The organism is Pseudomonas sp. PDM19 (assembly GCF_014852215.1).
Classification (GTDB): Bacteria; Pseudomonadota; Gammaproteobacteria; order Pseudomonadales; family Pseudomonadaceae; genus Pseudomonas.
Window position 1 is genome coordinate 653,615 of record NZ_JACVBG010000003.1, and the last position, 25,144, is coordinate 678,758.

General features: G+C 66.3%; 23 protein-coding genes. 13 read left to right on the plus strand and 10 right to left on the minus strand.

The window, feature by feature from the left end:
* Positions 1–93 precede the first annotated feature (93 nt).
* A complete protein-coding gene (locus IB273_RS18970) occupies positions 94–3,324 on the plus strand; it encodes a hybrid sensor histidine kinase/response regulator (RefSeq protein WP_192224757.1) in 3,231 nt (1,076 codons plus the stop codon).
* A 91-nt stretch (positions 3,325–3,415) separates the two neighbouring features.
* Positions 3,416–4,066 carry a response regulator gene (locus tag IB273_RS18975; protein ID WP_081517553.1) on the plus strand — a complete coding sequence of 217 codons (651 nt, stop codon included), beginning with the start codon at positions 3,416–3,418 and terminating at the stop codon, positions 4,064–4,066.
* Positions 4,067–4,141: 75 nt separating this feature from the next.
* Here IB273_RS18975 and IB273_RS18980 read toward each other — a convergent pair whose 3' ends face one another.
* The 5 genes from IB273_RS18980 to IB273_RS19000 all read right to left on the minus strand — a co-directional run bounded on the left by IB273_RS18980 (position 4,142) and on the right by IB273_RS19000 (position 10,178).
* Positions 4,142–4,861 (minus strand): molecular chaperone, encoded by a 720-nt coding sequence (locus tag IB273_RS18980; RefSeq protein ID WP_151189521.1) that lies wholly within the window; start codon positions 4,859–4,861, stop codon positions 4,142–4,144.
* Positions 4,851–6,209 (minus strand): fimbrial protein, encoded by a 1,359-nt coding sequence (locus IB273_RS18985; RefSeq protein ID WP_081517555.1) that lies wholly within the window; start codon positions 6,207–6,209, stop codon positions 4,851–4,853. The genes IB273_RS18980 and IB273_RS18985 overlap by 11 nt, the downstream gene beginning before the upstream one ends.
* Positions 6,206–8,797, minus strand: coding sequence for a fimbria/pilus outer membrane usher protein (locus tag IB273_RS18990; RefSeq protein WP_192224758.1), 2,592 nt, complete (start codon positions 8,795–8,797; stop codon positions 6,206–6,208). The genes IB273_RS18985 and IB273_RS18990 overlap by 4 nt, the downstream gene beginning before the upstream one ends.
* Positions 8,781–9,533, minus strand: a complete 753-nt coding sequence (locus tag IB273_RS18995; protein ID WP_192224759.1) for a molecular chaperone — start codon at positions 9,531–9,533, stop codon at positions 8,781–8,783. Before IB273_RS18995 ends, IB273_RS18990 begins: the two co-directional genes overlap by 17 nt.
* Positions 9,534–9,632: 99 nt before the next feature.
* The gene (locus IB273_RS19000) at positions 9,633–10,178 is read right to left on the minus strand and encodes a fimbrial protein (protein WP_151189524.1); all 546 of its coding nucleotides are present in this window, start codon (positions 10,176–10,178) and stop codon (positions 9,633–9,635) included.
* A 266-nt stretch (positions 10,179–10,444) separates the two neighbouring features.
* On the opposite strand from IB273_RS19000, the gene IB273_RS19005 reads away from it, so the two are divergent.
* The 7 genes from IB273_RS19005 to chrA all read left to right on the plus strand — a co-directional run bounded on the left by IB273_RS19005 (position 10,445) and on the right by chrA (position 15,582).
* Positions 10,445–10,813 carry a YciI family protein gene (locus IB273_RS19005; protein ID WP_192224760.1) on the plus strand — a complete coding sequence of 123 codons (369 nt, stop codon included), beginning with the start codon at positions 10,445–10,447 and terminating at the stop codon, positions 10,811–10,813.
* A 72-nt stretch (positions 10,814–10,885) separates the two neighbouring features.
* Complete coding sequence (locus IB273_RS19010) at positions 10,886–11,416, plus strand: SRPBCC family protein (RefSeq protein WP_151189526.1); 531 nt, start codon at positions 10,886–10,888, stop codon at positions 11,414–11,416.
* Between the two features lie 29 nt (positions 11,417–11,445).
* Complete coding sequence (locus IB273_RS19015) at positions 11,446–11,598, plus strand: hypothetical protein (protein ID WP_167523265.1); 153 nt, start codon at positions 11,446–11,448, stop codon at positions 11,596–11,598.
* 32 nt (positions 11,599–11,630) lie between these two features.
* Entirely contained in the window at positions 11,631–12,392 is a 762-nt protein-coding gene (locus tag IB273_RS19020; protein WP_225610250.1) for a DUF899 domain-containing protein, read from the plus strand.
* Between the two features lie 32 nt (positions 12,393–12,424).
* Positions 12,425–12,865 carry a YybH family protein gene (locus IB273_RS19025; protein WP_151189528.1) on the plus strand — a complete coding sequence of 147 codons (441 nt, stop codon included), beginning with the start codon at positions 12,425–12,427 and terminating at the stop codon, positions 12,863–12,865.
* A gap of 208 nt (positions 12,866–13,073) precedes the next feature.
* Complete coding sequence (locus tag IB273_RS19030) at positions 13,074–14,327, plus strand: RNA polymerase sigma factor (protein WP_192224762.1); 1,254 nt, start codon at positions 13,074–13,076, stop codon at positions 14,325–14,327.
* 58 nt (positions 14,328–14,385) lie between these two features.
* The gene (chrA, locus tag IB273_RS19035) at positions 14,386–15,582 is read left to right on the plus strand and encodes a chromate efflux transporter (protein WP_081517564.1); all 1,197 of its coding nucleotides are present in this window, start codon (positions 14,386–14,388) and stop codon (positions 15,580–15,582) included.
* Here chrA and IB273_RS19040 read toward each other — a convergent pair.
* From IB273_RS19040 to IB273_RS19060, 5 genes are all read right to left on the minus strand, one after another.
* The gene (locus tag IB273_RS19040; protein ID WP_081517565.1) at positions 15,579–16,352 is read right to left on the minus strand and encodes an SDR family NAD(P)-dependent oxidoreductase; all 774 of its coding nucleotides are present in this window, start codon (positions 16,350–16,352) and stop codon (positions 15,579–15,581) included. The two genes, chrA and IB273_RS19040, sit on opposite strands and share 4 nt — an antisense overlap.
* A 274-nt stretch (positions 16,353–16,626) precedes the next feature.
* Complete coding sequence (locus tag IB273_RS19045; protein ID WP_151189532.1) at positions 16,627–17,430, minus strand: gamma-glutamyl-gamma-aminobutyrate hydrolase family protein; 804 nt, start codon at positions 17,428–17,430, stop codon at positions 16,627–16,629.
* 384 nt (positions 17,431–17,814) lie between these two features.
* Positions 17,815–19,485 (minus strand): sensor domain-containing diguanylate cyclase, encoded by a 1,671-nt coding sequence (locus IB273_RS19050; RefSeq protein WP_192224763.1) that lies wholly within the window; start codon positions 19,483–19,485, stop codon positions 17,815–17,817.
* A 182-nt stretch (positions 19,486–19,667) separates the two neighbouring features.
* On the minus strand, positions 19,668–20,012 hold the full coding sequence (locus IB273_RS19055) for a hypothetical protein (protein WP_081517568.1): 345 nt from the start codon (positions 20,010–20,012) through the stop codon (positions 19,668–19,670).
* A 368-nt stretch (positions 20,013–20,380) separates the two neighbouring features.
* Entirely contained in the window at positions 20,381–21,709 is a 1,329-nt protein-coding gene (locus tag IB273_RS19060; RefSeq protein ID WP_192224764.1) for an OprD family porin, read from the minus strand.
* 450 nt (positions 21,710–22,159) lie between these two features.
* Here IB273_RS19060 and IB273_RS19065 point away from each other — a divergent pair, with 450 nt between their 5' ends.
* The 4 genes from IB273_RS19065 to IB273_RS19080 all read left to right on the plus strand — a co-directional run bounded on the left by IB273_RS19065 (position 22,160) and on the right by IB273_RS19080 (position 25,132).
* Positions 22,160–22,537 (plus strand): RidA family protein, encoded by a 378-nt coding sequence (locus IB273_RS19065; protein ID WP_081517570.1) that lies wholly within the window; start codon positions 22,160–22,162, stop codon positions 22,535–22,537.
* 399 nt (positions 22,538–22,936) lie between these two features.
* On the plus strand, positions 22,937–23,461 hold the full coding sequence (locus IB273_RS19070; RefSeq protein ID WP_081517571.1) for a hypothetical protein: 525 nt from the start codon (positions 22,937–22,939) through the stop codon (positions 23,459–23,461).
* A gap of 59 nt (positions 23,462–23,520) precedes the next feature.
* A complete protein-coding gene (locus IB273_RS19075) occupies positions 23,521–24,366 on the plus strand; it encodes a DUF692 domain-containing protein (RefSeq protein ID WP_192224765.1) in 846 nt (281 codons plus the stop codon).
* Positions 24,359–25,132: a DUF2063 domain-containing protein gene (locus tag IB273_RS19080; protein WP_192224766.1), complete on the plus strand. Its 774-nt coding sequence runs from the start codon at positions 24,359–24,361 to the stop codon at positions 25,130–25,132. The genes IB273_RS19075 and IB273_RS19080 overlap by 8 nt, the downstream gene beginning before the upstream one ends.
* Positions 25,133–25,144: the final 12 nt, after the last annotated feature.

The following is a 25,144-nucleotide window of genomic DNA, read 5'->3' on the forward strand; positions in this document are numbered from 1 at the left end:
CCGACGGGTCGCCTAATGCCTGACTCACATCTACAGTCTGCTGGTATCCGGCGGGCCCTCCGCCGCCACTTTCCGCGACACCGGATGCTTCGCATGCAGGAACATGACAACGGCTCGATTCGTAAACTGGCGAGCACTTCGCTGCGCCTGAACATCGTCCTGCTGTGTGCCGTCTCCCTTGCGCTGATACTGGTTGGCGCCTGCTACTGGGCGCTTGGCCGACTGGTGCAGGAAGAGCGGGACAAGGTGCATTTCCATTTCAGCCGGCTGGTGGGAGACCTCCACGAGCACGAGGCTTTCCTCAACCGCGTTGCCCAGCAGAGCGACGCCTCCACCCAGCGTCAGGACCTGGATGTGATCCCGCTGCAACGGCGAATGCTGGTCAGCGAGAACGGCATGGAGATCCACGAAGGGCGGGAGTTTTCCTTCGCCATGCCGTTCACCCTGGCGCAACAGGTACGGGGCGTAGGCCCGCGTGCGAGGGCCGGAACCTTCTCCTTCGGCGTCATGCTGGCGAATTTCTACAGCAGTTACTGGAGCACTTCGTCCTTCCCGTCGCCGCAGGTCCTGGTACTCGATCTCAATGGGCCGACCAGCCTGGCGGTGCCCGCGATCGGCAACTTCCGTGATCATCGTCCGGTGACCCGGCGCTCCTACCTGCCGGTGATCGAGCAGGTGCGCCAGGCGCTGGAAGCGCGCTCCCCCCAGCGCAGCGACACGCGGGTGCACTGGGCAAAAGCGCAGAACTACACGGGCGGCAGTCGCGAACTGCTGGCCTATGTCAGCCTCGACCTGCCTGACGACCTCTGGTGGGATTCGGACCTGGATCGCAGGGTGGTGGCGGTTTCGCTGCTGGATCTGGGGCGGATCAATGACATGGAGCAGATCCTCGATCGCCCGGTGTTCGATGAGCTGGAGCTGATCACCCCCCACGGCAACGTGCTGATCGATGTCCCCGGTTCTGAAAGGGACTACGCGGATGGGCTCAACATCGGGACTGACGGCCTGGTGTTCAAGATTCGCAGTGAGTTCGACGGCGGCTGGACCGGGCTCTATCACCTGGGCTATGGCAGTTTCTTCCGCTATGCCAAGTGGGAGTTCTTCGGCGGGCTGGCCCTGATCCTCGGTAGCCTGGCTGGCGGCTGGCTGGCCATTTCCTGGTATTCACGGCGGGTGATCGGGCCGGCACGCCAGGCGCACCTCGATCTGGTCGAGAGCGATGCTTTCAGTCGCGCGGTGATCCAGACCGCGCCGGTGGCTCTGTGCGTGCTGCGCCATGGCGGCCATCAGGTGGTGATGCAGAATCGCCTGGCCGAGCAATGGCTGGGCGATGGCGAGGCCATCACCCGCATCAGCCGCGACTGGGACCTCAGCGCAAGGGTGGGCGAGGGCAACGGCGAACTGGTCTTCGAGGTGGAAGGACGCGCCCTGCATGCCAGCTTTGCACCGACCCGCTACCGTGGCGAAAAAGTGGTGCTCTGCGCCTTCAACGACATCAGCGCGCACAAGCAGGCGCAGCAGATGCTGGCCGACGCCAAGCTCACGGCGGATGCTGCCAGCGAGGCCAAATCGGTGTTCCTCGCCACCATGAGCCATGAAATCCGCACGCCGCTCTATGGGGTGCTGGGCACCCTGGAGCTGCTCGGGCTGACCGAGCTGAGCCACCAGCAACGCGACTACCTCGCCACCATCCAGCGCTCGTCCTCGACCCTGCTGCAACTGATCAGCGACATCCTCGATGTGTCCAAGATCGAGGCCGGGCAGATGGCGCTCGAGGCCGTGGAGTTCAACCCGCTGGAGCTGGCGGAGGGCGTGGTCGCCAGCTATGCCGGCGTGGCCGAGGGCAAGGAGCTGCAGCTGTATGCCTGCCTCGACACGAATGTTCCGAGCCTGGTGCGCGGCGATGCTGCGCGCATCCGGCAGATTCTCGCCAACCTGCTGAGCAATGCGCTGAAGTTCACCGACATCGGCCGCGTGGTGCTGCGACTGCGCATCGTGGTCGGCGAAAAGGGCGAGACGGCCCTGCAGTGGCAGGTGACCGATACCGGCATCGGCATGTCCGACGCGCAGCAACAGCGGCTGTTCGAACCCTTCTACCAGGCTCACGGCCACGAGCACACGGTCAGCGGTACCGGTCTGGGCCTGTCGATCTGCGCGCGACTGAGCGACCTGATGGGGGGACAGCTGCGGGTGGTCAGCGAAACCGGGCTGGGCAGCAGTTTCACCTTCACCCTGGTGCTGCCGGTGCTGGAGCGCGCCCGGCCATTGGGTGACGACGCGCCGTTGCTACCGCAACCGGTCTACGTGCGGGCGCCAGTGAAGGAGCTGGCACAGAACCTGGCTGCCTGGGTCGACTGCTGGGGCGGCTCGGCGCTGGTCCAGGAGGAGCTGCCGCTGGACGTTCCGCCTGGCGCGGTGCTGCTGGACCTGCTCGAGGCCGGCGACGAGCCGCTGTGGAGCGGCGCGCGGGTAAATGCTTTGACCGAGGCCAGCGTGCAGCCACAAGCTTCAGTCCTGGGCTGGGAGGTCAGCCTCTACCATCTGTCCGGCATTGCCCAGGCCTTGCGTCTGGCGCAGCGGGGCGGAGGGGGCGAGCCCCGCCAGATTCCCCGTGTCGCCCGACTGGGCAAGCTCGGCCTGCGGGTCCTGGTGGCCGAGGACAACCCGATCAACCAGGCGCTGCTCAAGGAGCAGCTCGAGGAGCTGGGTTGCCGCGTCACCCTCACCAGCAACGGTCGCGAGGCCTTGCAGCGTTGGGCGCCCGGCGCCTTCGATGCACTGCTGACCGATGTGAACATGCCGGTGATGAATGGCTACGAACTGGTCGGCGAACTGCGTCGTCAGGACAGCTGGCTGCCCATCATCGGCGTCACTGCCAATGCCCTGCGCGAGGAGGGCGAGCGTTGCATGGCGGTGGGGATGAACGCCTGGCTGGTCAAGCCGATGAGCCTGCGCACGCTGCACGACGGCTTGCTCAAGGTCTGCGGGCATGCGCCGGCAGAGCCGCCGGAAAACCCGGCGCAGGGACAGGAGCCGGCACAGGACCGCATCCAGGTCTCGGAGAAGATGCGCGAGCTGTTCCTGCGCACCATGCGCCAGGACATGCAGGGCGTGACCCAAGCCCTGCAGGCGGGCGACCTGGCGACCGTCCGCCAGCAGGTCCATCGCCTGCGTGGCGCGTTGGCGGTGGTCCAGGCCCATGGCCTGAGTGATGCCTGCGGCGCGGTGGAGGAGGCGCTGATCGCGCAGCCCGCCGGGCCGGAACTGTCCGCGGCGGTGAACGCGCTGCTGGGACGAATCGAGGCGGCCCTGGCCAGCCTCTGAGAGCCTGTTCGATAACCGGGGCTACTCTGGAAGTGTGGTCGTGCCTCTGTGGCCGGCCGACGATCGCAAACGTTGGGACTCAAGAAAACTCATGGAAAAAGTCAGAGTGGCACTAGCGGACGACCATCCCATCGTCCTGATGGGGGTTCGCGAGGTGATCGAACGGGACGATCGCTTCGAGGTGATCGGCGAGGCGCACAATTCCAGCGAGCTGGTGGCCCTGTACCGCGAGCAGCGGCCGGCCATCGTCATCACCGACTACAACATGCCGGGCGACCAGACCTATGGCGATGGCATCAAGCTGATCGAGTTCCTGCTGCGCAACTTCCCCGACACGCGCATCCTGATCCTCACCATGCTGTCCAACCCGCTGATCCTCTCCAGCCTGTACGACCTGGGCGTGTCGGGGGTGATCCTGAAGAACGGCGACCTCAACGAGATCCTGGTGGCGCTCAAGGCGTTGTCCCAGGACCGCATCTACCGTGGGCCGGGCATGCAGTCCTCGAGCAGCGTGCTGTCCAGCGGCGACGATGTGGAGGGGCGTATCGCCAGCCTGTCGGTAAAGGAGTATGAGGTGCTGCGCCACTTCGTCTCGGGGATGAGCGTGCGTGACATCGCGCTGCTGCTCAACCGCAGTGTGAAGACGGTGAGCGCGCAGAAGATCTCCGCCATGCGCAAGCTGGACGTCGATACTGACCAGGCGCTGCTGACGTTCTGCGTGATGGCCAATTTGTTCCAGTAGGCCCAATGCCGTACTCCTGCACAGAGGCCCGGCTTTGGATTTCCCCTGAAGGAGCGGGCTCCGTCGCTTCGGACCTCAGCGCAGCGGCGCAGTGCCCTGCTGACTGTTCCCGCCATCGTCGATCCACAGGTAGCGAACCTCGCCAGCGCTTGCCGGCAGTGGCTGGGTTGGCGCCAGTGTGCGCTGCGAGAATGGTGGCAACAGGTCGGCCGGTAGCGGCGAACTGGCGCTGCCCTGACGCACTTCGGCGCCGGCCAGGGTGATGACGTAGGCGGTGGGGTTCTCCACCTGCACCGCATTGCCGGCCCTTCGGAAGACCAGTTTGCGCGGAGCTTCCTCGGCGTCTTTCGCCAGGGCGCGCGGTCGATAGATGACCTTCATCTGCGTGCGCAGCGTGACGGTCAGGCGCGACTGTCCCTCGGCCAGCGGCTCGCTGGATTGCGGCGGAATTTCGTAGAGGTTGAGCCAGTACAGTGACTCGCGGTCCTGCGGCAACGCCTCGCCGGTGTAGAGCAGGCGCAGGCTGCGCTGCTGGCCGGGGTTGAGGCGGAATACCGGGGGCAGGGGCATGATCGGCGCCTGCGCGGTCTGCGGCGCGGCGTCGAGATCGCCGTCGTCGATCCAGGTCTGCACGATGACCGGGTAACTGTTCTGGTTCACCAGCGCCAGCGAAGCCTCGCGCTGGTCGGCGTCGAAGATCACCCGCGTGCGTTCGGCGGTGACGCCGGCGTGAGCCTCCATGGCCCCCAGAAGCGCGAGGCCGAACAGCGCGATGAGCAGCCGTTTACTGCACACGGATCACCACCTGGGCGGTGGCTTCCACGCGACCGGGAGTGACGGTGGGCATGCTGCCGACGCCGAGTTTCTCCAGGCGGGCGCGGAAGGTCTCGGTGTACTGGGTGATACCACTCACTGTACCGGTGTTGTTCGACGCACCGCCGATCACCGGGTACCAGCCGACGGCTGCCGCATTGCTGCCCTTGGCGGAGTTCTCGTTGGCCAGCAGGTTCATCTCGCTGCCGTTGCGCAGCAGGCGGATGCCCACGCCCTGGGCTACGCCCGGTTGGCCGTAGCGATCGGAGACCAGGTAGGAAAGCCCACCGTTGGAGTTGACCAGACCGAGCCCGGTGGAGGCTGCCAGTGCTCCCGCGGAGACTTTGATGCCCAGTGCCGTGCCGTTGACGGCGGTGCTGTTGATCACGCCCGACTGGCATTTGAAGTCGACCTGGAAAGGCATCTCGCGGCTCGAGCCAGCGTTGATTTCGCCGATGGAGATCGACGGGAACACCACGTGCGGCGTGACGTTGGTGACGGCGCAGGTGGGGTAGCGCTTGAGCGTCATGGTGTTGTACAGGCCAATGGCGCCGGGCCAGTTGTAGTGCCAGCCGTTGTAGTTGCCATAGTGGGTCTGGCCGACGTTGGGGTAGGCCAGGCCCGGGCCCTTGATGGCGATGTAGCCGGCGGGCTGGGTGTAGAGGTAGGCCTGCGAGGCGATGGTGGCTGAATAGGGGAAGCCGAGGCTGGTCTCGAGCGGCCCGCGAAACAGCTCGGCACGTACGGCGCTGAGATTCTTCGCCTTGACCAGCTGGAAGCCCCGCGAATCGATGTCCAGCCCGGTCAGCAGACGCTCGCGCCAGACGTCGGTGAAATACTGGCCGCTTTCCACATGGGTCAGGCGTAGCAGGACGTTGGGCCAGGCAGTTCGGTAGGCCGACTGCAGGCCGATGGAATTGCCGGCGCTGTCGCCGCCCTGGTACCAGCCGCTGTAGAGGTTGTCGGCGTTGGTGGAGAACATCTCGTACACCGCGTCCCCCGATGCGCAGCGGAAGAACACGCGCTCGGCGTCGTAGCCGGCGGAGTTCCCATATTGGGTGATGGGTGACACGGAGCTGGCGATCAGGCTGCCGTCGGGCTGGAAACTGGCGTCGCTGACGTTGATCACGCTGGGAAGGCCGAGGGAGCCGTTGCAGGTATCGCAGGCCCCGTCGCCCGGCCAGGCGCCGGCCACGCCCTCGCCGGGACGGATCTGGTAGGTGGCGGTGGTGGTGGCGCTGCCGACGCTGGTGACCTTGTAGCAGGTGGCCCAGGCGCCTGGCGCGAGCAGCAGGGCGAGCAGCGGCAGGCTGCGCAGGATAGGGTTCATGAAGCCTCCGGTAGGCAGGTTGCCTGCAGGCGGACCAGTACCTGGTCGACGTCGGCGCCCTTGAGGTCATACGGCAGCAGGCAGCCGTCTTCCGGGCGTTCGCCCCACTGCACGCGCAGTCGGCCGTTCTCGCCTTCCGCGCGGGCATAGACCTGGCCGCCCTGGCCGACCATGCCGATGTTGACGCCATTGCCGTCGAGCACGTCGGCACCCAGCGGCAGCGGCTGGCCATCGGGCAGCCTGGCCTGGATCAGCAGGGGGTGGCCGGTGAGGGTCTTGAACTCGACGCGCACGGCGGCGCCGGCGTACGGCGCTATCTTGCGTTCGGTTTCCACCAGTTCGGCGTTCTCGTCGATGCCTTGCGGGTCGAGGCTGATGGGGTTGTAGCGGTACGGCGAGAGCGAGGGCACCACGGCATAGCCGTTGCTGTCCACCCGCGCGCCCTGGCCGCCGCGCACGCCGGCGCCGCTGGCGCCCTTGGCTTCCACCAGGGCGAAGGTGTCGCCGACATAGGGCCCGAGGGTCAGGCCGCCGCTGTGCAGCACCGCCGCGCCGCGCATGCCGCCGTTGACCTGGCGGTAGCTGGAGCTTTCGGCGTAGCCGGCGTTGAAGGTGGCGACCGAAGTCTGCTGCTGCACGCTGCCGTTGAAGTCGGTGCCCTGGCCTTCGCTGTCGCGCCCGGCGGAGAGGGCGTAGCTCAGGGTGCGCGCCTCGCCCAGGGTACCGTTGAGGCCGGTCTGGTAGGTGCTGCCGCTGCTGTCGCCGGAGCGCCGCGACGCCATGGCGCTGAGGTTCGGTGCGCGGCTGGTGGAGCCCAGCGGCATGGACAGGCTCAGGGTCAGGGTGTTGTTGCGGTTGCTGCCGTGCTGCAGGTTGTACTGCGGCGGCTGAGACGGGTCGTAGTCGTCATTCACGTCGCGGTACCAGGTGGTCTGCTGGCGCGAGTAGGACAGGTTGTAGCTGAGCTGGCGCCAGACATTGGAGTAGCCGAGCTGCAGCTGGGTGTCGCGGCTCTTGCCGTCGTAGTAGTCGGCGGTGGAGCCGGACAGGTAGAGGTTGCCGTACTGCCCCAGGCCCTGGTTGACCAGCAGGGTGAACTGGTTGCGCTGCTTGTAGCTGCTCGAATCCCAGCTGTCGCCGTGTTCGCCGGCATCGCGGGCGGAAAGCGCATCGCCGAGGTCGCGGTAGCCCTCGGTGGAGTAACGGTAACCGGCGAGGGTCAGGGTGGTCTGGGTCGGCTGGAAGGTCCGGCTGTAGTTCAGCCCGACGCGCCAGCCCTGCTTGCGCTGGTTGTTCTCCACGGTGGCGCTGGAGAAGGTGGTGTTCATGCCGAAGGCGCCATAGGGCGTGGCCAGCACGCCGCCGCCGAGCACGGCCAGGTAGTCCTCGGCGACGCGGGTGCCGAGGTTGGCGGTGAGGGCGTTGGTCAGGCCGCGCTGGTAGGTCAGGTCGCCGAACAGGTCGTTGCCGTCACCGTATTGGCGCGCCTGGCCGACCGTGGCGCTGTAGCGCGACAGGCCAGGGCGCATGGACTCGGGCACGGCGGAGAAGGGCACGGAGAAGCGCGACACGCTGCCGTCCGCCTCGATCACCTGCACATCCAGGTCGCCGTCGTAGGCGGTGCCGTAGAGGTCGTCGATGACGAAGGGGCCGGGTGCCACGGTGGTCTCGTGGATCTTCCGGCCGTTCTGGCTGATCACTACCCGCGCGTTGGTGTTGGCCGTGCCGCGCACCTGGGGCGCGTACTGGCGCTGCGAGTCGGGCAGCATGCGGTCGTCGGTGGCCAGGCGCAGGCCTCGGTAGCCCATGCTGCCGAACAGGTTGCCCTCGGTGTAGCTGTCGCCCAGGGTCAGTTCGCTGCGCAGGCCCGGCACCGCGCGCTGGGCATAGGTGCGGATGCTGTTCCAGTCGCTGCGGGTGTTCCCCGCGTAGCTGGAATAGGTGTAGTTGGACTGGTGGCGCAGGCGCCACAGGCCGAGGTTCACGCCGCCGTTCAGGCCCAGGTAGCCGTAGTCCGAATCGCCGCCGCTGCCGGAGTCCTCGAAGGTGGAACGGTAGAGGTTGGCGTCGTAGTTGACGAAGCCCATGGTGCTGCCGGCGTCCCATTCATCCGGGCTGACATAGCCGCGCGGCTTGATGTCGAGCAACGCCTGGGGCACCGAGAGGTCCAGGCGCAGGCGTGCGGTGTCGAGGTTCCAGGTCGAGCCCGGCAGGCGCTCGGTGAGCCAGTGGCAGATGCCCTGGTCATCCTTGCCGGCCTTCGGGTCGGGGCGCGCACCCAGGCTCTGACGCAGGAAGCGTTCGCTGAAGCAGGGCTCGGCGCGCTCGCCGCGCTGGCGCATTTCCACTTCGGCGCGGGTGGCGTACTGACCGTTGAGATAGAGGTCGACGTGGTAGGTGCCGGGGTCCACCTGGTCGGCGCGGTTGAAGCGCTCCAGGCTGCCGCCGGCCAGCCCCGACCCCATCAGCAGGCTGTCGTCGAAGCGGTAGTCCGCATCGCCCTGGGCCAGCCCCGCGACCACCATGGCGAGGGTTCCGAGGGCGAAGGGCAGCAGCGGTCCACGGTGGAGGTCAACGCGGCAGATCATGGCGAAGTTCCACTCTTGCGCCGTAGTCGTTGATCAGCAGCGCGGACAGTCGCGGCGTGCCGGCGGGCAGCGCCGAAGGCTTCTGCGCCTGCCACTGGGCCTGGCCCATGGGCGCGACCATGCCCGGCTGCAGCGTCCACTGGCGTTCGCCGACGCTGAGCGTCGCGCCGCCGAAGGAGGCGTGGAAGCCGGTGGGGTTTTCCACCTTCACGCTCCAGTTGCTGCCGTTCTGCACCAGGGAGAAGCGCAGCTTCTCGGGCAACTGCTCCGGGCTGCCGGCGATGGCTGCCGGGCGGTAGAACAGCTTCAGGCGGTTGCGCAGCATCAGCAGCATCTGGTTCTGCTCGGCCTTGGCGGCGTTGCGTGGCGGAATCTGCAGCACGTTGAGGTGGAACAGCGATTCGCGGTCCTTGGGCAGGCCGGAGCCGGTGTAGAGGATGCGCAGGGTCTGGCCGCTGCCGGGCGCCATGCGCGACACCGAAGGGTTCACCACGAAGGGGGCCTTGGCGGTGTCCGGCGTGGAGGCAGGGTCGTCGATGTCGATCCAGGCCTGGATGACGTTGGGGAAGCCGTCCTTGTTGGTCAGCTGCACGGTCTTCTCCCGGGCGTCGCCGGGATAGATGACGCGGGTGCCGGTGATCACCACGCTGGCCTGGGCGAGCGAGGCGGTGAAGGATGCCAGCAGGGCGAGCGCAAGCGTCGCCGCGCGAAGCGGGCGCGGTGGGAGGGCGTTCATCCGGTTCACCTGTGTTGCCGGGACGTTCGGGGCGGGTTCACCCCTGAACGACGCGGCGCAATGCGGGAAGGCGGCACCGGGGGGCGGTGCCGCGGGGTATCACTCGTAGCGCAGGGTGTAGGTCACCGAGCCGAGTACCGGGCCGGGGGTCACGACGGCGTCTTCGGAGATGTACTGCACCGCGTAGTCGTAGCTGGCGCTGGTCTCACCGTCGGCCAGGACGATGTCACCGGCGGCCACGGCCGCGCCACCTGCCAGGTTCACCGGAGCGCCGGCCGGGCCGTCGAGCAGCTGCAGGGCCACGCCGGTGGCGCCGCTGGCGGCGGTGTTGGTCAGGTTGCCCGAGGCGGTGGCGTTGGTGGCCTGGAACAGGGTGGTGAAGTGCTCGGCGGCACCGCTGGGGGCGGCACAACCGGTCAGCTGCAGGGTGAAGCTGGTCTCGCCGGTGGTCTGGCCGACGGTGCCGTTCAGGGCGCTGACCGGCACGCTGTCGAGGATGACGGTCGGGTCGGTGTTGCCGTCGACCACCGCCGAGCAGGTCTGGTCGGTTACTTCACCGCTGAAATTGATGGTGTTGGCGGCGAAAGCAAAGCCCGGCACAGCGAAGGTGGCTGCGACAGCCAGGGCGGTTGCGCGAAGTTTCATTCTCTTGAGCTCCATGGTCAGGGTTTTTTCCCAGGCCAATCTTCCCGTCAGAGCTTTCGGAAAGCTCTGAGACGAATCTGAAAGCACCGCTGCAGGTTTTCTGCGGCGCCTGACCAACGGCGCCGGGGCCGTGGCTGAGCCCTGTGCCGGGGCTGCCGGGGACCGCTGCCCTGCCGCGGGAGAAAAAACTTTTGCTCGCCTGTCGATTCCCGCCCGCGCGCTTCGACTAGGAAGTAACTGCAAGCGCACCGAGCGGGGAGACGACCATGAAGTACCTCTGTCTGATCTATGTGGATGACCAGCGCCTGTCGAGCCTGTCCGAGCCCGAGTACCGGCGGCTGGTGGACGAGTGCTTCGCCAACGACGAATACCAGCGCCGGGCCGGGCGGGTACTCGCCTCCGAGGCGCTGGAAACGGTGGAGACGGCGACTACGCTGCGGCATGGCGCGACAGGGCTGGCGGTCACCGACGGGCCCTTCGCCGAGACCCGCGAGTACCTGGGCGGCTTCGTGCTGATCGACGCCCGCGACCTCAACGAAGCGCTGCAGATTGCCCAGCGGATTCCCAGCGGTCGGCTGGGTGCCGTGGAGGTCCGCCCTGTGCGTGACTGGGATCGTTATTTCGCCGGGCGCTGAGGCCCGGCTCTTCGAGAGTTCTTTGTTTCAAGGGCTCTTTATTTCAAGAGCGAGCAACGTCAGGAGGATGTGATGCTGAAGTGGATCGGGTTGGTGGTGGTAGTGGCCGTGGTGGTGGTTCTGGTGCTGGCGGCGAATCGTCCGGGCACCTTCCGCGTGGAGCGCAGCGCGCGCATCCAGGCACCGCCGGAGAAGGTCCAGGGCTATATCGAGGACTTCCACCTGTGGGCGCAATGGTCGCCCTTCGAGAAGCTCGATCCGGCCATGCAGCGCAGCTTCTCCGGCGCCGACAAGGGCCGCGGCGCGGTGTACGCCTGGGAAGGCAACGGCAAGGCCGGGGCTGGGCGCATGGAAATCCTCGAAAGCGACCCCGGCAGCCGCGTGACCATCGCGCTGGACTTCTTCAAGCCGTTCAAGGCCAGCAACACCGCCGAGTTCACCCTGGTGCCGCGCGACGGCGGCACCGAGGTGACCTGGGCGATGTTCGGTCCGGTGCCCTTCGTGGCGAAGATCATGCACCTGTTCTTCGACGTGGACAGTATGGTTGGCAAGGACTTCGAGGCGGGCCTGGCCAACCTCAAGGCGCTTGCCGAGAAGGGCTGATGCAACCCGCAACCTGAAGGAGGTGAGCCATGTGCCCTCTGTGCGTATCGACCCTGACGCTGGCGGTGACCAGCGTCCTTTCCGCCGGCGGCGTCAGTGCCTTCGCCGTCACCCGCCTGCGCGGCAAGCGCCGCGCCCGGCCCAACGAGCAACGGGAACGCCCCCAGGAGCGTGCGACATGAAACTGGCCGATAAAGGTTCTTCATTTCCGGAGATGCCCCGCGTGGTGTCCCAGGCCGCCTGGCGACAGGCACGCATCCGCCTGCTGGAGCAGGAAAAGGCTGCCACCAAAGCCCGCGACGCGCTCAACGCCCAGCGTCGCGAGCTGCCGGTGGTGCGCATCGACAAGGACTACCGCTTCGAGGGCGCGCACGGCCCGCTGCGCCTGCTCGACCTGTTCGAAGGCCGGCCGCAGCTGATCGTCTACCACTTCATGTTCCATCGCGACACGGGGCTGGGCTGCGAGGGCTGCTCCTACCTGATCGACAACCTTGGCCGGCTGGAGCACCTGCATGCGCGTGGTACCACCTTCGCCATGGTGTCCCGCGCGCCGCTGGAGGAAATCGCGTCATTCCGCGCCCGCATGGGCTGGCAGTTCCCCTGGTACTCGTCGTTCGGCAGCGACTTCAACTACGACTTCCACGTCAGCGTCGATGAGTCCGTCGCCCCGGTGGAATACAACTATCGTGACAAGACGGAGCTGGAGCGCCTCGGCCAGGACTACCACGTGCGCGGCGAGCAGCCGGGCATGAGCGTGTTCCTGCGCGACGGCGACCAGGTCTTCCACAGCTACTCGACCTACGGCCGCGGGCTGGAGGCGCCGCTGTTCACCTACCACCTGCTCGACCTCACCCCGCTGGGGCGCGGCGAAGGCTGGGACGGCATGCCCGACTACCAGGGCAAGGGCATGAACTGGACGCGCTTCCACGACGACTACGACCAGGCCGCGCCGCCGCACAGCTGCTGCGGGTCCTGAACCGACCCGACTACTACACGGAGAGATTCCCGATGACTGCTGCCCAGAAGAACGCCACCCACAGCGAACTGCACGCGCTGCTGGAAAGCTGGCTGAAGTCCGTGCGCGCCTCCGACGTCGAAGGCATTACAGGCCACTACACCCGCGACATCCTCGCCTTCGATGCGGTGAAGCAACTGCAGTTCAAGGGCGTCGAGGCCTATGCCAGCCATTGGCGCGACTGCACGCAGATGTGCAAGGAACCCACTTTCGAGATCCATGAGCTGAGCTTCGAAAGCAGCGGCGATACGGCCTTCGGGCACTACCTCGCCTACTGCGGCGGCACCGACGACAAGGGCCAGCACAACGCCTCCTGGGCGCGGGTCAGCGTCGGCCTGCGCCGCGAGGCAGGGCAGTGGAAGATCGCCCACGAGCATTTCTCGATTCCCTTCGATCCGGCGACGGGACAGCTGTTGTTCGACGCCAAACCTTAATCTGGTTGACCTGTAGGAGCGCGCCATGCGCGCGATCGCGGGCGTGGCCCGCTCCTGCAGGGGCCACCGTGCAACGAGTTCGCGTGTACGTTCGCTCCAGCGAAACACCCCGCAACGATCCCCTCGTCGCATCCGTCCGACCAGCTCCCACCTTGAAGGGAATGCGTGCAGGATAGGCAGACTTCTACACGCCAAGGACCTGCGGCCCATGCACGAGTACGCTCCCCAGCCCCTGCGCGACGTGGTGGACGAGGTCTATCGCCGTGAATCGCGCCGGGTGCTGGCCACGCTGATCCGTCTGCTGGGGGATTTCGACCTCGCCGAGGAGGCGCTGCACGAAGCCTTCGTCGCCGCCGTGGACCAGTGGCGGCGCGACGGCGTGCCGGCCAACCCGCGCGCGTGGCTGGTCTCTGCCGGGCGCTTCAAGGCCATCGACGGCCTGCGTCGGCGTTCGCGTTTCGACGCGTCCCTGACGCAGATCGCCGAGCAACTGGAGATCGACGCGCAATCGGTGGAAGAACTGGCCGACGAAAGCGTCGAGGACGACCGCCTGCGGCTGATCTTCACCTGCTGCCACCCGGCCCTGCCGGCGGACTCGCAGGTGCCGCTGACCCTGCGCGAAGTCTGCGACCTGAAGACCGAGGAAATCGCCCGCGCCTACCTCGCCACGCCCTCGACCATCGCCCAGCGTATCGTCCGCGCCAAGGCGAAGATCCGCGACGCACAGATTCCCTACCAGGTGCCAGAAGCCGCCGAACTGCCGGAGCGCCTGGCCAGTGTGCTGCGGGTCATCTACCTGGTGTTCAACGAGGGGTACTCGGCCTCGGCTGGCGATTCGCTGACCCGCACCGACCTGTCCGCCGAAGCCATCCGCCTGGGCCGGCAGCTCCTCGAATTGCTGCCGGAAGCCGAAGTGATGGGCCTGCTGGCGCTGATGCTGCTGCACGAGTCGCGGCGCGAGGCGCGCACCGCCGAGGACGGCGAACTGGTGCTGCTGGAAAACCAGGACCGCGCGCGCTGGGACCGTGCCTTGATCGGGGAGGGCCAGCAACTGATCAGCGCTGCGCTCGCTACCCGGCGTATCGGCCCCTACACCCTGCAGGCGGCGATCTCCGCCGTGCATGCCGCCGCGGCCGACATGGCCAGCACCGACTGGGCGGAAATCGTCGGCCTCTACGACCTCCTGCTGGCGATGCAGCCCTCGCCGGTGATCGAACTCAACCGTGCCGTGGCCCTGTCCATGCGCGATGGCCCGCAAGCGGGGTTGGCGCAGGTCGATGCCATCCTTGCCCGTGGCGACCTGCAGGATTACCACCTGGCCCATGCCGCGCGCGCCGATTTCTGTCGCCGCCTGGAGCGCCGCGAGCAGGCGCGCGGGGCCTACGAACGCGCCCTGGAACTGGCGAAGCTGGAGCCGGAGCGGCGCTTCCTGGAGCAGCGGATTCGCGAACTCGACCGCTGAGTTGCATTGCAACATCCAACTGCCAGACTGTGCGACTGACCCCTGCCGACCCGTGCCCATGACCGAACCGACGCCGCGCGATTCCCTCTGGAGCGTCTTCCTGATTTTCCTGCGCCTGGGCCTGACTTCCTTTGGCGGGCCGGTGGCGCACCTGGGCTATTTCCGCGAGGAGTTCGTGAGCCGGCGGCGCTGGCTGGACGAGCCGCACTACGCCGATCTCATCGCCCTCTGCCAGTTCCTCCCCGGCCCCGCCAGCAGCCAGCTGGGCATGGCCCTGGGCGCCTTGCGCGCGGGGCAGTGGGGCGCCTTGGTGGCCTGGACAGGCTTCACCTTGCCGTCGGCCTTGCTGATGCTGCTGGTCGCCCTGGGGCTGTCGCGGCATGGCCAGTGGTTGCCGGCCGGTGCGCTGCACGGGCTGATGCTGGTCTCCGTCGCCGTGGTGGCCCATGCCGTCTGGGGCATGGCCAGGTCGCTGTGTCCGGACTGGCAGCGCCAGGGGCTGATGATCCTGGTGACCGCCGTGGCGCTGCGCTGGCCCGGCGTGGTCGTGCAATTGCTGGTGATCCTCGCGGCTGCGCTGATTGGCATGGCCTGGCTGCGGCCGTCCACGGTGGACGATTCGGTGGGCCCGGGCCATTGCGCGTCGCGTCGTCGGGGCGGCTTCTACCTGCTGCTGTTCTTCGTGCTGCTGGCGCTTCTGCCGTTGGCGGCGGCCGCGTGGCATTGGCCATGGCTGACGCAGTTCGACGCCTTCTACCGGGTCGGCAGCCTTGTATTCGGCGGCGGGCATGTGGTGCTGCCGCTATTGCAGAGTGCGGTGGTTGACCCCGGCTGGGTGGATGCACCGACCTTCCTCGCCGGCTATGGCGCGGCGCAGGCCTTGCCGGGGCCGCTGTTCACCTTCGCCGCCTTCCTCGGCGCGGCCATCACCGAGCCGGGCGGCGCGACCGGCGCGCTGCTGTGCCTGCTGGCGATCTTCCTGCCGTCCTTCCTGCTGGTGCTCGGCGCCTTGCCGTTCTGGCAGAGCCTGCGTCGCCAGCGGCCTCTGCGCGCGGCACTGGCCGGGGTGAACGCCGCCGTGGTCGGCCTGTTGCTGGCGGCGCTCATCCATCCCATCGGCAGCGAGACCATCGTCGGCCTGCTCGACATTTCCCTGGTCGCGCTGGCCTTCCTGGTGCTGCTCAGTGGCCGGGTTCCGCCCTGGGCGCTGGTGCTGCTGGGCGCGCTGGGCGGAGGCCTGGCCGGGGCGCTCTAGAGGCTGCTCACCAAGTGCCCGCCATCCACGGCGAGCACCGCGCCGGTCATGAAGGCGCCGGCGTCGCTGGCCAGCAGCAGGAAGGGGCCTTCCAGTTCCCGGAGCTGGCCGAGGCGGCGCATCGGTACCGTGTCGCGGATGTAGGCTTGGCCCTTGTCGCTGTCGAAGTAGGCGTCGTTCATTTCAGTCCTGAAGTAGCCCGGTGCGATGGCGTTGACCCGCACGTTGAAGCGCGCCAGTTCCAGCGCCAGGGACTTGCTCAGCTGTACCACGCCGGCCTTGGCCGCGCAGTAATGGCTGTAGCCGCCGCCCACGCGCAGGCCGAGGATCGAGGCGATGTTGACGATGCTGCCGCCGCGCCCGGCCTTGGCCAGACGCTGCGCCGCGCACTGGGCGACGCGCCAGACGCCGTCGAGGTTGGTGGAGAGCATGCTGCGCCAGTCTTCCTCGCTGACCTCCAGCGCGCGCTGGCCGTTGCCGATGCCGGCGTTGTTGAGCACCACATCCACCACGCCGAACTGCGCCTCGGCGCTGTCGAAGGCGGCCTCGACGCTGGCGCGGTCGGTCACGTCCAGCGCCACGGCATGGGCTTCACCGCCGTCGGCACGGATGGCTTCGGCCAGTTGTGCCAGGCGCTCCGTGCGCCTTGCCGCCAGCACCACGCGGGCGCCCGCACGGGCGGCCACGCGCGCCAGGTGTGCGCCGATGCCGCTGGAAGCGCCGGTGACCAGTACGGTCCTGCCGGAGAGGGAGAAGAGGTCGTTGCTCATGGCTGCACCTTGTTCATCAGAGCGAATTCGCTGATCGCCAAGGTTAGCCGGATGCGCCCTCAAGGGCGTGCAGGGTGCGCCATTCGCGCGGCTGATGACGTTGACAGCATGGGCTCCACCCCTCTTGCGACCATGCACCATCACAGCCGGGAGGGCGGACGTAGGATGGTGTGGAGCGAAGCGATACCCATCGATGAGCGGGCCATGCCAGGAGAAATGGCAGAAACGAAAAAGCCCGGCACCTGGCCGGGCTTTTCATGACGCGGGAAGCGAATCAGGCAGCGAGTGCGCGGGCTTGCTTCTTCTTCACCTGCGCGCGGCAAGCATCGCCGAACGCCTGGAAGATCTTCACCGAGTCGGGGTTCTTCGCCGCCTGCCATTCAGGGTGCCACTGCACCGCGAAGAGGAAGGAGGAAAGCGTCGGGGCGTGGATGGCCTCGACCAGGCCGTCTTCGGCGTGGGCGATGGCTTCGATGCCCTTGCCCAGGTTCTTCAGGCCCTGGCCATGCAGCGAGTTGACGCGGATCTCGTCACCCAGCAGCTGCTGCAGCCAGCTGCCCTGGATCGGGCGAACGCCGTGGGCCGGGCTGTACTGCACGTCGACCGGGTCTTCGGGATTCTCGCGATGGTCGTTGAAGCCGGGTTCGGCATAGACCTTCTGGTAGATATCGCCGCCCAGGGCCACGTTGATTTCCTGCATGCCGCGGCAGATGCCGAAGATCGGCAGGCCACGCGCGATGGCGGCCTTGATCAGCGGGATGTCGAAGTTGTCGCGGTCCTTGTCCTGGCCCTTGCCGGGAGTTTCATTCTCCTGGCCATACAGGGTCGGATCGATGTTGCTGCCGGCGCCGGTCAGGTACACGCCGTCGGCCATGTCCAGGTATTGCTCGAGGTCTTCGATGCCGCAGCAGGTCGGTACCAGTACCGGCACGCAATCGGACTGTTCGACCAGGGGCACGATGTATTTGTGGGTCATTACCTGATAGTCGTGGCCTTTGCGCTCTTGGCTGCCCATGGACATCAGGACGACGGGTTTACGGAGAGTCTGTTTCTTGTTGCCAATGTTGCTGTTGGACATATGTCACCTTTGGACGGGCTGCAGCCCATCGTTTTTGTGCAGGCGCGCAGCGGAAAGGCGCGCTACCTGAGGCCCCGAGCACTGCCGGGAGCGCACAGAAGGCGAAGTTTCCCGGTCGAAACCTGCCTACCAGCCTGCCAGAGCCGTTAAATATGTCAAACGAATTCGACGCGGGCCGTCAAAAATAATGGCCGAAATCCTGTCTTACAATTCTTCTATCTAATTGTTTTTAAAGGATTTATTGTAATATCTCGACGTGCTGAAAAGTCCATTATTTAAAACGCCTGGTCATAATGGTGAAAAATTCTGCACGCTTTTTCACAGCAGCCGTTCAGGATCGGCAACGCCCGCGCAGGCGGCACGCTCTGCCTCGCGGGTTTGCCCTCAGTGGCACTCGATACGGTTACGGCCGTTCTGCTTGGCCCGGTAGAGCGCGCTGTCGCTGCGGGAAAGCCCGGCCTCGGCAGACGCGTCGCTGGCTTCCAGCGCAGCGATGCCGATGCTGATGCTCAGCGGGATGCGTTGCCCGCCCTGCATCAGCGGCTGCTCCAGCAATTGCTGCTGCAGGCGTTGGGCGAAGACCTGGGCGGCGGCAACGTCGGCATCCCCCAGCACCACGGCGAACTCCTCGCCACCCATGCGCCCGGCGAAGTCGACGCGACGGATGTCACGCCCGAGGATGCTGGCGAAGTGGCGCAGGGCCTCATCGCCGACGGCGTGGCCCCAGCGGTCGTTGATCGCCTTGAAGTGGTCGATATCGCACATCAGGATCGCTGCGTGGTGCGTCGTCGAGCGCTGCACGCGGCCTAGCTCCGCCTCGATCAGGCGCATGAAGTGGCCACGGTTGGGCAGTTGCGTGAGGAAGTCGGTGGTGGCCAGCACCTGCAGCTCGGCTTCGATGCGTTTGCGTTCGGTGATGTCGGTGATGAAACCGTGCCAGATCAGGGTGCCGTCGGCCACGCGCTTGGGGTGCGCGTTGCCCTGGCGCCAGAGCGTACCGCGCCCGGCGATCTGCACGCGGTATTCGTGCCGCCACGGTTGCAGGAGGGCGGCGGAGGCCTCCAGCGAGGCAAGGCAGGCCGGCAGGTCCTCGGGGTGGATCAGGTCGCGCAGGAACACGGAGTTGTGCTGCATCTGCTCGGCCGCAATGCCATAGATGTCCATCACCCCGGCACTGACATAGGGGAAGGTGCCGGTGCCATCGGGCAGGCGGCGGAACTGGAAGACCATACCGGGTATTTCATTGGTCAGGTCGGTGAGCAGCTCCACGCTTTCGCGCAGTTGCTCGGCCATGCCGCGCAGGGCGGTGATGTCGGTGGTGGTGCCGAGCATGCGCAGCGCGTTGCCGGCGGCATCGCGCTCGACCACCTTGCCGCGGCTGCAGACCCAGAGGTAGTGGCCGTCCTTGTGGCGCAGGCGATGCTCCACTTCGTAGGCCTCGGTGCGACCCTCGAAGTGATCGCGCATGGTGTTCTGCACGTACTCGAGGTCGTCCGGGTGCAGGCGCGTGTAGGCGTCCTCGATGCGGCTGCCGATCTCGTCCTCGGCGTAGCCCAGCAGGGACTTCCAGGCGCTGGAATAGTGGATCTCGCCGGTGGGCACGTGGCGATCCCAGATGCCGGTTCCGCTGCCGTCCACCGCCAGGGCCATGCGCCGCTCGCTTTCCTTCTGTGGCATGCGGGCGCGGTCGAGCAGGGCCTCGCCCAGCTCCAGTACATCGTCCAGCAGCCTCTGCTGTTGCTGGCTGAGCGACTGGTCGCCGTTGCCCAGCAGCAGCAGGCGCGCCTGGGGAAAACCTTCCTGGTCGCGCAGCGTCTGGCTGGCCAGCAGGTTCAGGAGCTGGCCCTGGTGGCTCAGCGGGCTGGTGGCGGCATTGAGGGACAGCAGGGTAGCCAGAGAGAGGGCGCCGGCACCGTCGATGCCGAGCTGGCCGAGCAATTGGCCGCGCATGTCGATGAGCAGGACGGCGCAATCGCCACCCGCATGGCGGGCGAGACGCAGCAGGCCGTCGTATCGCCCGTACTCCTGTACCCCAGCTTTACTGGAAGTTCGCATCCGATAGCAGCTTCTTCAACGGAGGATGGGCGTAGTTCTGGATTGTGCTCCGCGCCGGACATGCGGCAGGCGGACGCAGGTGGCTTTATGAAATCACGGCCGCTCAGCGGCCACAATCTCCACCTGCGACATGGGCGACGAGCGCACCTCGCCCGCCGCGTCTGCGACGGGCGAGGAGGGCGTCAGTTGATGAGCTGGTCGATCAGCACGGCGTTGGTGTAGATCAGGCTGCCATCGCGGGCGCTGTGGCCGACCAGGTGGAACTGCCCGCGGTGCTCGGCGCCGCCCAGGTACACGCGGAACATGCAGTCCGCCAGCGGGCCGACCGCTTCGGGCATGTGCAGGTCGAGGGTGCGCAGGTCGGCGTCCACCATCATTTCCTTCTGGCCGTTCTCCTGCAGGTACACCTCGGCCTGCTCCAGGTGCAGGCGGTCCTCATCGGTCAGGTAGAAGCGGATGTCTTCCAGCGGCGTGGGCTTCTGCTCGGCGGTGGTCTTGCACCAGCCTTCGAGGGTCATTGCGCTCATGGTGAGGTGCCTCCGTGGTTCGCGTAGGGATACAACGCGTCGTCGCAGAGTTGGACCGTTTCGCTGGCAGGTTCGCTCACTTTTTGTTCAAGACAGCGTTCGGGACATAAAAAAAGCCGCTCCAATGGAGCGGCTCGAAGGACGTCGAAGGAGCAATCACAATATCAACGTCAGGAGTTGTCTTCCGCAGGGAAAGTGCGGAAGCGGGAAGATGGGGTAATTCTAGAAAGTTGCAGCGGCGGGATAAACCGTTATTCCGGGAAGAGACTTTCTGCACGGGCGTAATAATCTCGCCTGGACACGGGGCAAACTTTCAGACGAATCCGAAAGTTGCCCCGCTCAATAATTCAGCGAATATTCGTGCTGAATTACAGGATCGACAGCGGGTATTCGACGATCAGGCGCAGTTCGTTGTTGTCGGCTTCACCCTGGTCGGCGTTGGCGCGGTGGAAGGCCTGACGCACGCGGAAGGACAGGTCCTTCGCCGGGCCTTCCTGGACCACGTACTTGGCTTCCAGGTCGGTCTCGTGGTGGCTGCCGTCCTCGCCGTACATGCCGGCGTAGTTGCCATCGGCGTCGGCGTGGCTGCCGTCGATGCCGGTACCGTTGATGTAGCGGGCCATGAAGCTCAGGCCCGGTACGCCGTAGGTGTCCATCGCCAGGTCGTAGCGCACCTGCCAGGAGCGCTCGCCCGGACCGTTGAAGTCGGAGTACTGCACGGAGTTGGCGAGGAACACCGAGTCACCGGTGGCACCGTCGCCGTCGTCGCCGAAGCCGACGTAGTCGAACGGGGTGTCGCCGTGGACTTTCTGGTAGGCCAGGGTGACGGTGTGCGCCTGCAGGAAGGAGTAGGCGGCTGCCAGCGACCAGGTGGTGTTGCTGATCTCGCCGGCCTTGGCCTGGCCTTCGTCATTGGTGCGGTAGATGTTGAAGTCGAAGGCCAGCGACTGGTCATCGGCGACCGGCAGCACCCAGTTCACGTTGCCATAGTACTGGCGCCAGATGTCCTTGAACTCGGAGCCGTACAGCGAAACGCTCAGGTTGTCGTTGATCGCGTACTTGCCGCCGAGGAAGTCGACGTCGCTGGTTTCCACGCCGGCATAGGCCGCCCACAGGCCGCCGTCGCGGGCCGTGGTGACCGGGCTGGTGCCGGAGGTGAAGTGACCGGCTTCCAGGTCCAGGCCTTCGATTTCGCTGCTGAACAGGTTGAAGCCCGACGCAGTCTGCGGGATCAGGCGGGTGCCGCCGGCGGCGAATACCGGAGCGGTCGGCTGCATGTCGCCGAATTTCAGCTCGGTCTTGGAGATGCGCACTTTCAGCGCGCCACCGGCCTTGCCGTAGTCGTCATCCGGCTTGCCGTCGTTGCCGACCGGCAGGTTGCCGGTGCCCGCACGGCCACGGCCGGCGTCGAGCTTGATGCCCAGGTAGCCGAAGGCGTCCACGCCGAAACCGACGGTGCCCTGGGTGTAGCCCGAGGAGAAGTTCGCCAGGAAGCCCTGGGTCCAGTCGCGGTTGTCGGCTTTGCCGTTCTTGCCGTCGTGGTCGTAGTAGTAGTTGCGCAGCAGGACATCGAACTTGGCGTCCTCGACGAAGCCCTTGGCATCGGCCTGATCGGTGACGAAGGGTTCGGCGCTGGCGAACTGGCTGGCGGCGGCGGAAACAGCGAGCACGATGGCGCTGCGTTTGAGGTGCTTCATGGATATTGCCCCTAGAGTCTTGGAGGACCGGCTCGATGAAGTGCGTGAGAACCGGACGTTTTTATAGGCAGGCACAATGAATCCGAACGTGGATTGACCACGGCGGAAAGTCGCAGGAAGTTGCGTTGGCATTGTTGCAGTTAACTGGCTTTGTATTCCCCCACGAATTGCTCCAAGCGTGGGAGAGCCGACGTCATAATGCCGAAAGAGTTCGCCGTTTAAATCACGGATTATGAAAAGGTCTATGTCTCAAACTGTAATAATCAGGACGTTGGTCGAGTTGACATAACGCATTTGGAAGTTCCGCGTATATAAGCAATGTCACTGTTTCCGGGGGCTGCGGGCACGGTGACATGGCGCGCATCGGGGCGATGCGGCTAAGCTGCGCGACCCGGCCGCCGCACCCGCTGCGGCGACGTGCCCCATTCACCGACAGCAGAGATTTGTCCCATGACGCCTACCTTCATCCCCGACGCGGACCCCGAATCCATCTCCTCCGACGTCGCCGGCTTCGGCGGCCTGCTGGTTTCCACGCAGATCCCCACCCTCGAGGACGGCAGCCTGGAACTGGGCGACATCAAGGCCCAGAGCGTGGCGACCCTGCGCAGCCTGCAACTGGCCCTGGAAAAGGCCGGTAGCGGCCTGGACCACGTACTGCACCTGACCATCTACCTCACCAGCATGGCCGATCGCGCCGCGTTCAACGAGGTGTACTGCAGCTTCTTCGCCAAGCCCTACCCGGTGCGCGCCGCCGTCGGTATCTCCGAGCTGGCCGTCGAGGGCATGAAGGTGGAAGTCACCGCCATCGCGGCCAAGCGCGCGGGCTGATCTCTCCGTCCCGCAGGATCGGGCCGCTCTGCGGCCCTTTCTTTATGTGTTGCGCTTCTTCGACCTGAGCACGTCTCTGGTTCGCGAGCAAGCTCGCTCCTACAGGTCCACGCCATGCTGCTCTGCGTAGGAGCGAGGGGGACGCCTGGTTCTTGCTCGCGAACAGTCCCCGCTCCAAACCCCCCCGAATGTATTCCTTTGTATCCACCGCTCCCTGAGCGGACACACGCATACAAAAGCCTCCAGACGCCGATACGTCCGCGATACATCACTGCGGCGAAATAGCCCTACCCGAACGACACGGCGCAACGGCTGGGAAACCTCCAGTGCCTCGTTCCAGGGATTCGCCCTTGCGGCATGACTCGGCGCAGCAAGCGCCACAGCATCTGGAGAAGCAGCATGACTCGTACCTCGAAGACTCAACTGGGCCTGATCGCTATCGCGCTGGCTGGCGGCTTGAACATGGCGTCCTCCGCTTTCGCCGTCGAAGCCCTGCCGCAGGGCTACCAGCTGGCTTCCGCCGCCAAGGCCGGCGAGGGCAAGTGTGGCGAGGGCAAGTGCGGTGCCAACGAGGCCAAGGCCAAAGCCAAGGTGAGCCAGGGCGAAGGCAAGTGCGGCGAAGGCAAATGCGGTGCCGACGGCGCCCAGGCCAAGGCCACCGGCGCCGAGGGCAAGTGCGGTGAAGGCAAGTGCGGCGATGCCTCCTTTGCCCGCACCGATGCCGATCACGACGGCCGCGTCTCCCGCGCCGAACTGCTGGCCGTGGCACCCAAGGCGGGCGCGGAGTTCGACGCCATCGACGCCAACCACGACGGCTACCTCTCCGAGGCCGAGGTCTACCAGTTCCGCAAGAACCAGTTCGACTCCAACGGCAAGCCTTTCCCGTCCGACCTGTACAGCAAGCTGAGCCAGGCCAAGAACTGACCGACGCTGCCCCTCCCCGAGCCGATGGCCGGGGAGGGCACTTCGCCAAGGAGACTGCCATGACCCCTTCCGTAGCCCTGCAGGGAGCCGGCCTCGGCCTGCGCCGCGCGATGCTGCCTGACCTGCTGACCCTGGACGACCGCGCCGTGGACTTCCTCGAAGTCGCCCCGGACAACTGGATCGGCGTCGGCGGGACCTATGGTGAAGGGCTGGCCCGTCTGGCCGAACGCTTCCCGCTGTCCTGCCATGGCCTGTCGCTGTCCCTGGGCGGGCCGGAACCGCTGGACCATGTATTCCTCGGTCGCGTCCGCGAATTTCTCGACCAGCACCAGGTACCGCTGTTCAGCGAACACCTGAGTTACTGCTCCGACGAAGGCCACCTCTACGACCTGATTCCCATGCCCTTCACCGACGAGGCCGTGCGCCACATCGCCAGCCGCATCCGTGAGGTGCAGGACGTCCTCGGTCGCCGCATCGCCGTGGAAAACATCTCCTACTACGCCGCGCCCTACCAGGCGCTGAGCGAGATCGACTTCCTCCTCGCGGTGCTCGGCGAGGCTGACTGCGACCTGCTGCTGGACGTCAACAACCTCTACGTCAACGCCCACAACCATGGCTACGACGCCGCCGGCTTCCTGGCCCGCGTGCCGGCCGAGCGCGTCGCCTGCCTGCACGTCGCCGGCCATTACGACGAAGCGCCGGACCTGAAGATCGACACCCACGGCGCCGCCGTGAAGGACGACGTCTGGAGCCTGCTGGCCAGCGCCTACCAGCACCTGGGCAGCGTCCCGACCCTGCTGGAACGCGACTTCAACCTGCCGCCGCTGGCCGAGTTGCTCGGCGAAGTAGCCACCATCCGCCACCTGCAAACATCCGCGCGCCGACCGGAGGTGCGTCATGGCTGAGACCTTGCGCGAGCAGCAGTTGCGCATGACCCGCTACATCCGCGACCCGCAGGCCAACGAGCCGCCGCCCGGCATCGAGGCGCGGCGCCTGGCGGTGTACCGGCAACTGTTCTTCGGCAACCTGCAAGCGCTGCTCGCCGGCAACTTCCCGGTGCTGCATGCCAGCCTGCCAAGTGAACAGTGGCAGGCGCTGACGGAGGATTTCTACGCCAGCTTCCACTGCCAGACGCCGCTGTTCACCGAGGTGGCCGGCGAGTTCGTCGACTACCTGGAGGGGTGCAGCGAGCAGCCCGGCTGGGTCGCTGAACTGGCGCACTACGAACTCATCGAGACCGCGCTGCTGCTCAGCGACAACGCCGAGCCGGCCCACGACCCGGACGGTGACCTGCTCGAGGGTGTGCCGCTGCTGTCAGCGCTCGCCGCGCCGCTGGCTTATGCCTGGCCGGTCAGCCACATCGGTCCGCAACACATTCCCCTGGACGCCCCGGCCGAACCGACACTGCTGCTGGTGCGCCGGGATACCGACCTGAAGGTGTACTTCTCGCGTCTGGCCCCGTTGGCCCATGCTCTGCTGGTGTCGCTGCAACAGTGGCAGCTCACCGGTCGCCAACACCTCAAGGCGCTGGCTGAAATCGCCGGCGTCGAACCGGCCGCCATCGAAGGGCAGGGCGTTGCCCTGCTGCGCAGCCTGAAAGAACAGGGCGTGGTGCTCGGCACCCGCCCGAATTGCACCACTCCACATCGTCCCTCGTTGCATCGCCCCTGAAGGAGAAGCGTC

Coding starts and splice junctions, on each gene's coding strand:
- IB273_RS18970 (WP_192224757.1), top strand. CDS start 94: ATGCAGGAACATGACAACGGCTCGATTCGTAAACTGGCGAGCACTTCG.
- IB273_RS19070 (WP_081517571.1), top strand. CDS start 22,937: ATGACTCGTACCTCGAAGACTCAACTGGGCCTGATCGCTATCGCGCTG.
- IB273_RS18985 (WP_081517555.1), bottom strand. CDS start 6,209: ATGAACCCTATCCTGCGCAGCCTGCCGCTGCTCGCCCTGCTGCTCGCG.
- IB273_RS19000 (WP_151189524.1), bottom strand. CDS start 10,178: ATGAAACTTCGCGCAACCGCCCTGGCTGTCGCAGCCACCTTCGCTGTG.
- IB273_RS18995 (WP_192224759.1), bottom strand. CDS start 9,533: ATGAACGCCCTCCCACCGCGCCCGCTTCGCGCGGCGACGCTTGCGCTC.
- IB273_RS19045 (WP_151189532.1), bottom strand. CDS start 17,430: ATGTCCAACAGCAACATTGGCAACAAGAAACAGACTCTCCGTAAACCC.
- IB273_RS19015 (WP_167523265.1), top strand. CDS start 11,446: ATGTGCCCTCTGTGCGTATCGACCCTGACGCTGGCGGTGACCAGCGTC.
- IB273_RS19010 (WP_151189526.1), top strand. CDS start 10,886: ATGCTGAAGTGGATCGGGTTGGTGGTGGTAGTGGCCGTGGTGGTGGTT.
- IB273_RS19050 (WP_192224763.1), bottom strand. CDS start 19,485: ATGCGAACTTCCAGTAAAGCTGGGGTACAGGAGTACGGGCGATACGAC.
- IB273_RS19005 (WP_192224760.1), top strand. CDS start 10,445: ATGAAGTACCTCTGTCTGATCTATGTGGATGACCAGCGCCTGTCGAGC.
- IB273_RS19055 (WP_081517568.1), bottom strand. CDS start 20,012: ATGAGCGCAATGACCCTCGAAGGCTGGTGCAAGACCACCGCCGAGCAG.
- IB273_RS19060 (WP_192224764.1), bottom strand. CDS start 21,709: ATGAAGCACCTCAAACGCAGCGCCATCGTGCTCGCTGTTTCCGCCGCC.
- IB273_RS19020 (WP_225610250.1), top strand. CDS start 11,631: ATGCCCCGCGTGGTGTCCCAGGCCGCCTGGCGACAGGCACGCATCCGC.
- IB273_RS19030 (WP_192224762.1), top strand. CDS start 13,074: ATGCACGAGTACGCTCCCCAGCCCCTGCGCGACGTGGTGGACGAGGTC.
- chrA (WP_081517564.1), top strand. CDS start 14,386: ATGACCGAACCGACGCCGCGCGATTCCCTCTGGAGCGTCTTCCTGATT.
- IB273_RS18975 (WP_081517553.1), top strand. CDS start 3,416: ATGGAAAAAGTCAGAGTGGCACTAGCGGACGACCATCCCATCGTCCTG.
- IB273_RS19075 (WP_192224765.1), top strand. CDS start 23,521: ATGACCCCTTCCGTAGCCCTGCAGGGAGCCGGCCTCGGCCTGCGCCGC.
- IB273_RS19080 (WP_192224766.1), top strand. CDS start 24,359: ATGGCTGAGACCTTGCGCGAGCAGCAGTTGCGCATGACCCGCTACATC.
- IB273_RS19025 (WP_151189528.1), top strand. CDS start 12,425: ATGACTGCTGCCCAGAAGAACGCCACCCACAGCGAACTGCACGCGCTG.
- IB273_RS19040 (WP_081517565.1), bottom strand. CDS start 16,352: ATGAGCAACGACCTCTTCTCCCTCTCCGGCAGGACCGTACTGGTCACC.
- IB273_RS18990 (WP_192224758.1), bottom strand. CDS start 8,797: ATGATCTGCCGCGTTGACCTCCACCGTGGACCGCTGCTGCCCTTCGCC.
- IB273_RS19065 (WP_081517570.1), top strand. CDS start 22,160: ATGACGCCTACCTTCATCCCCGACGCGGACCCCGAATCCATCTCCTCC.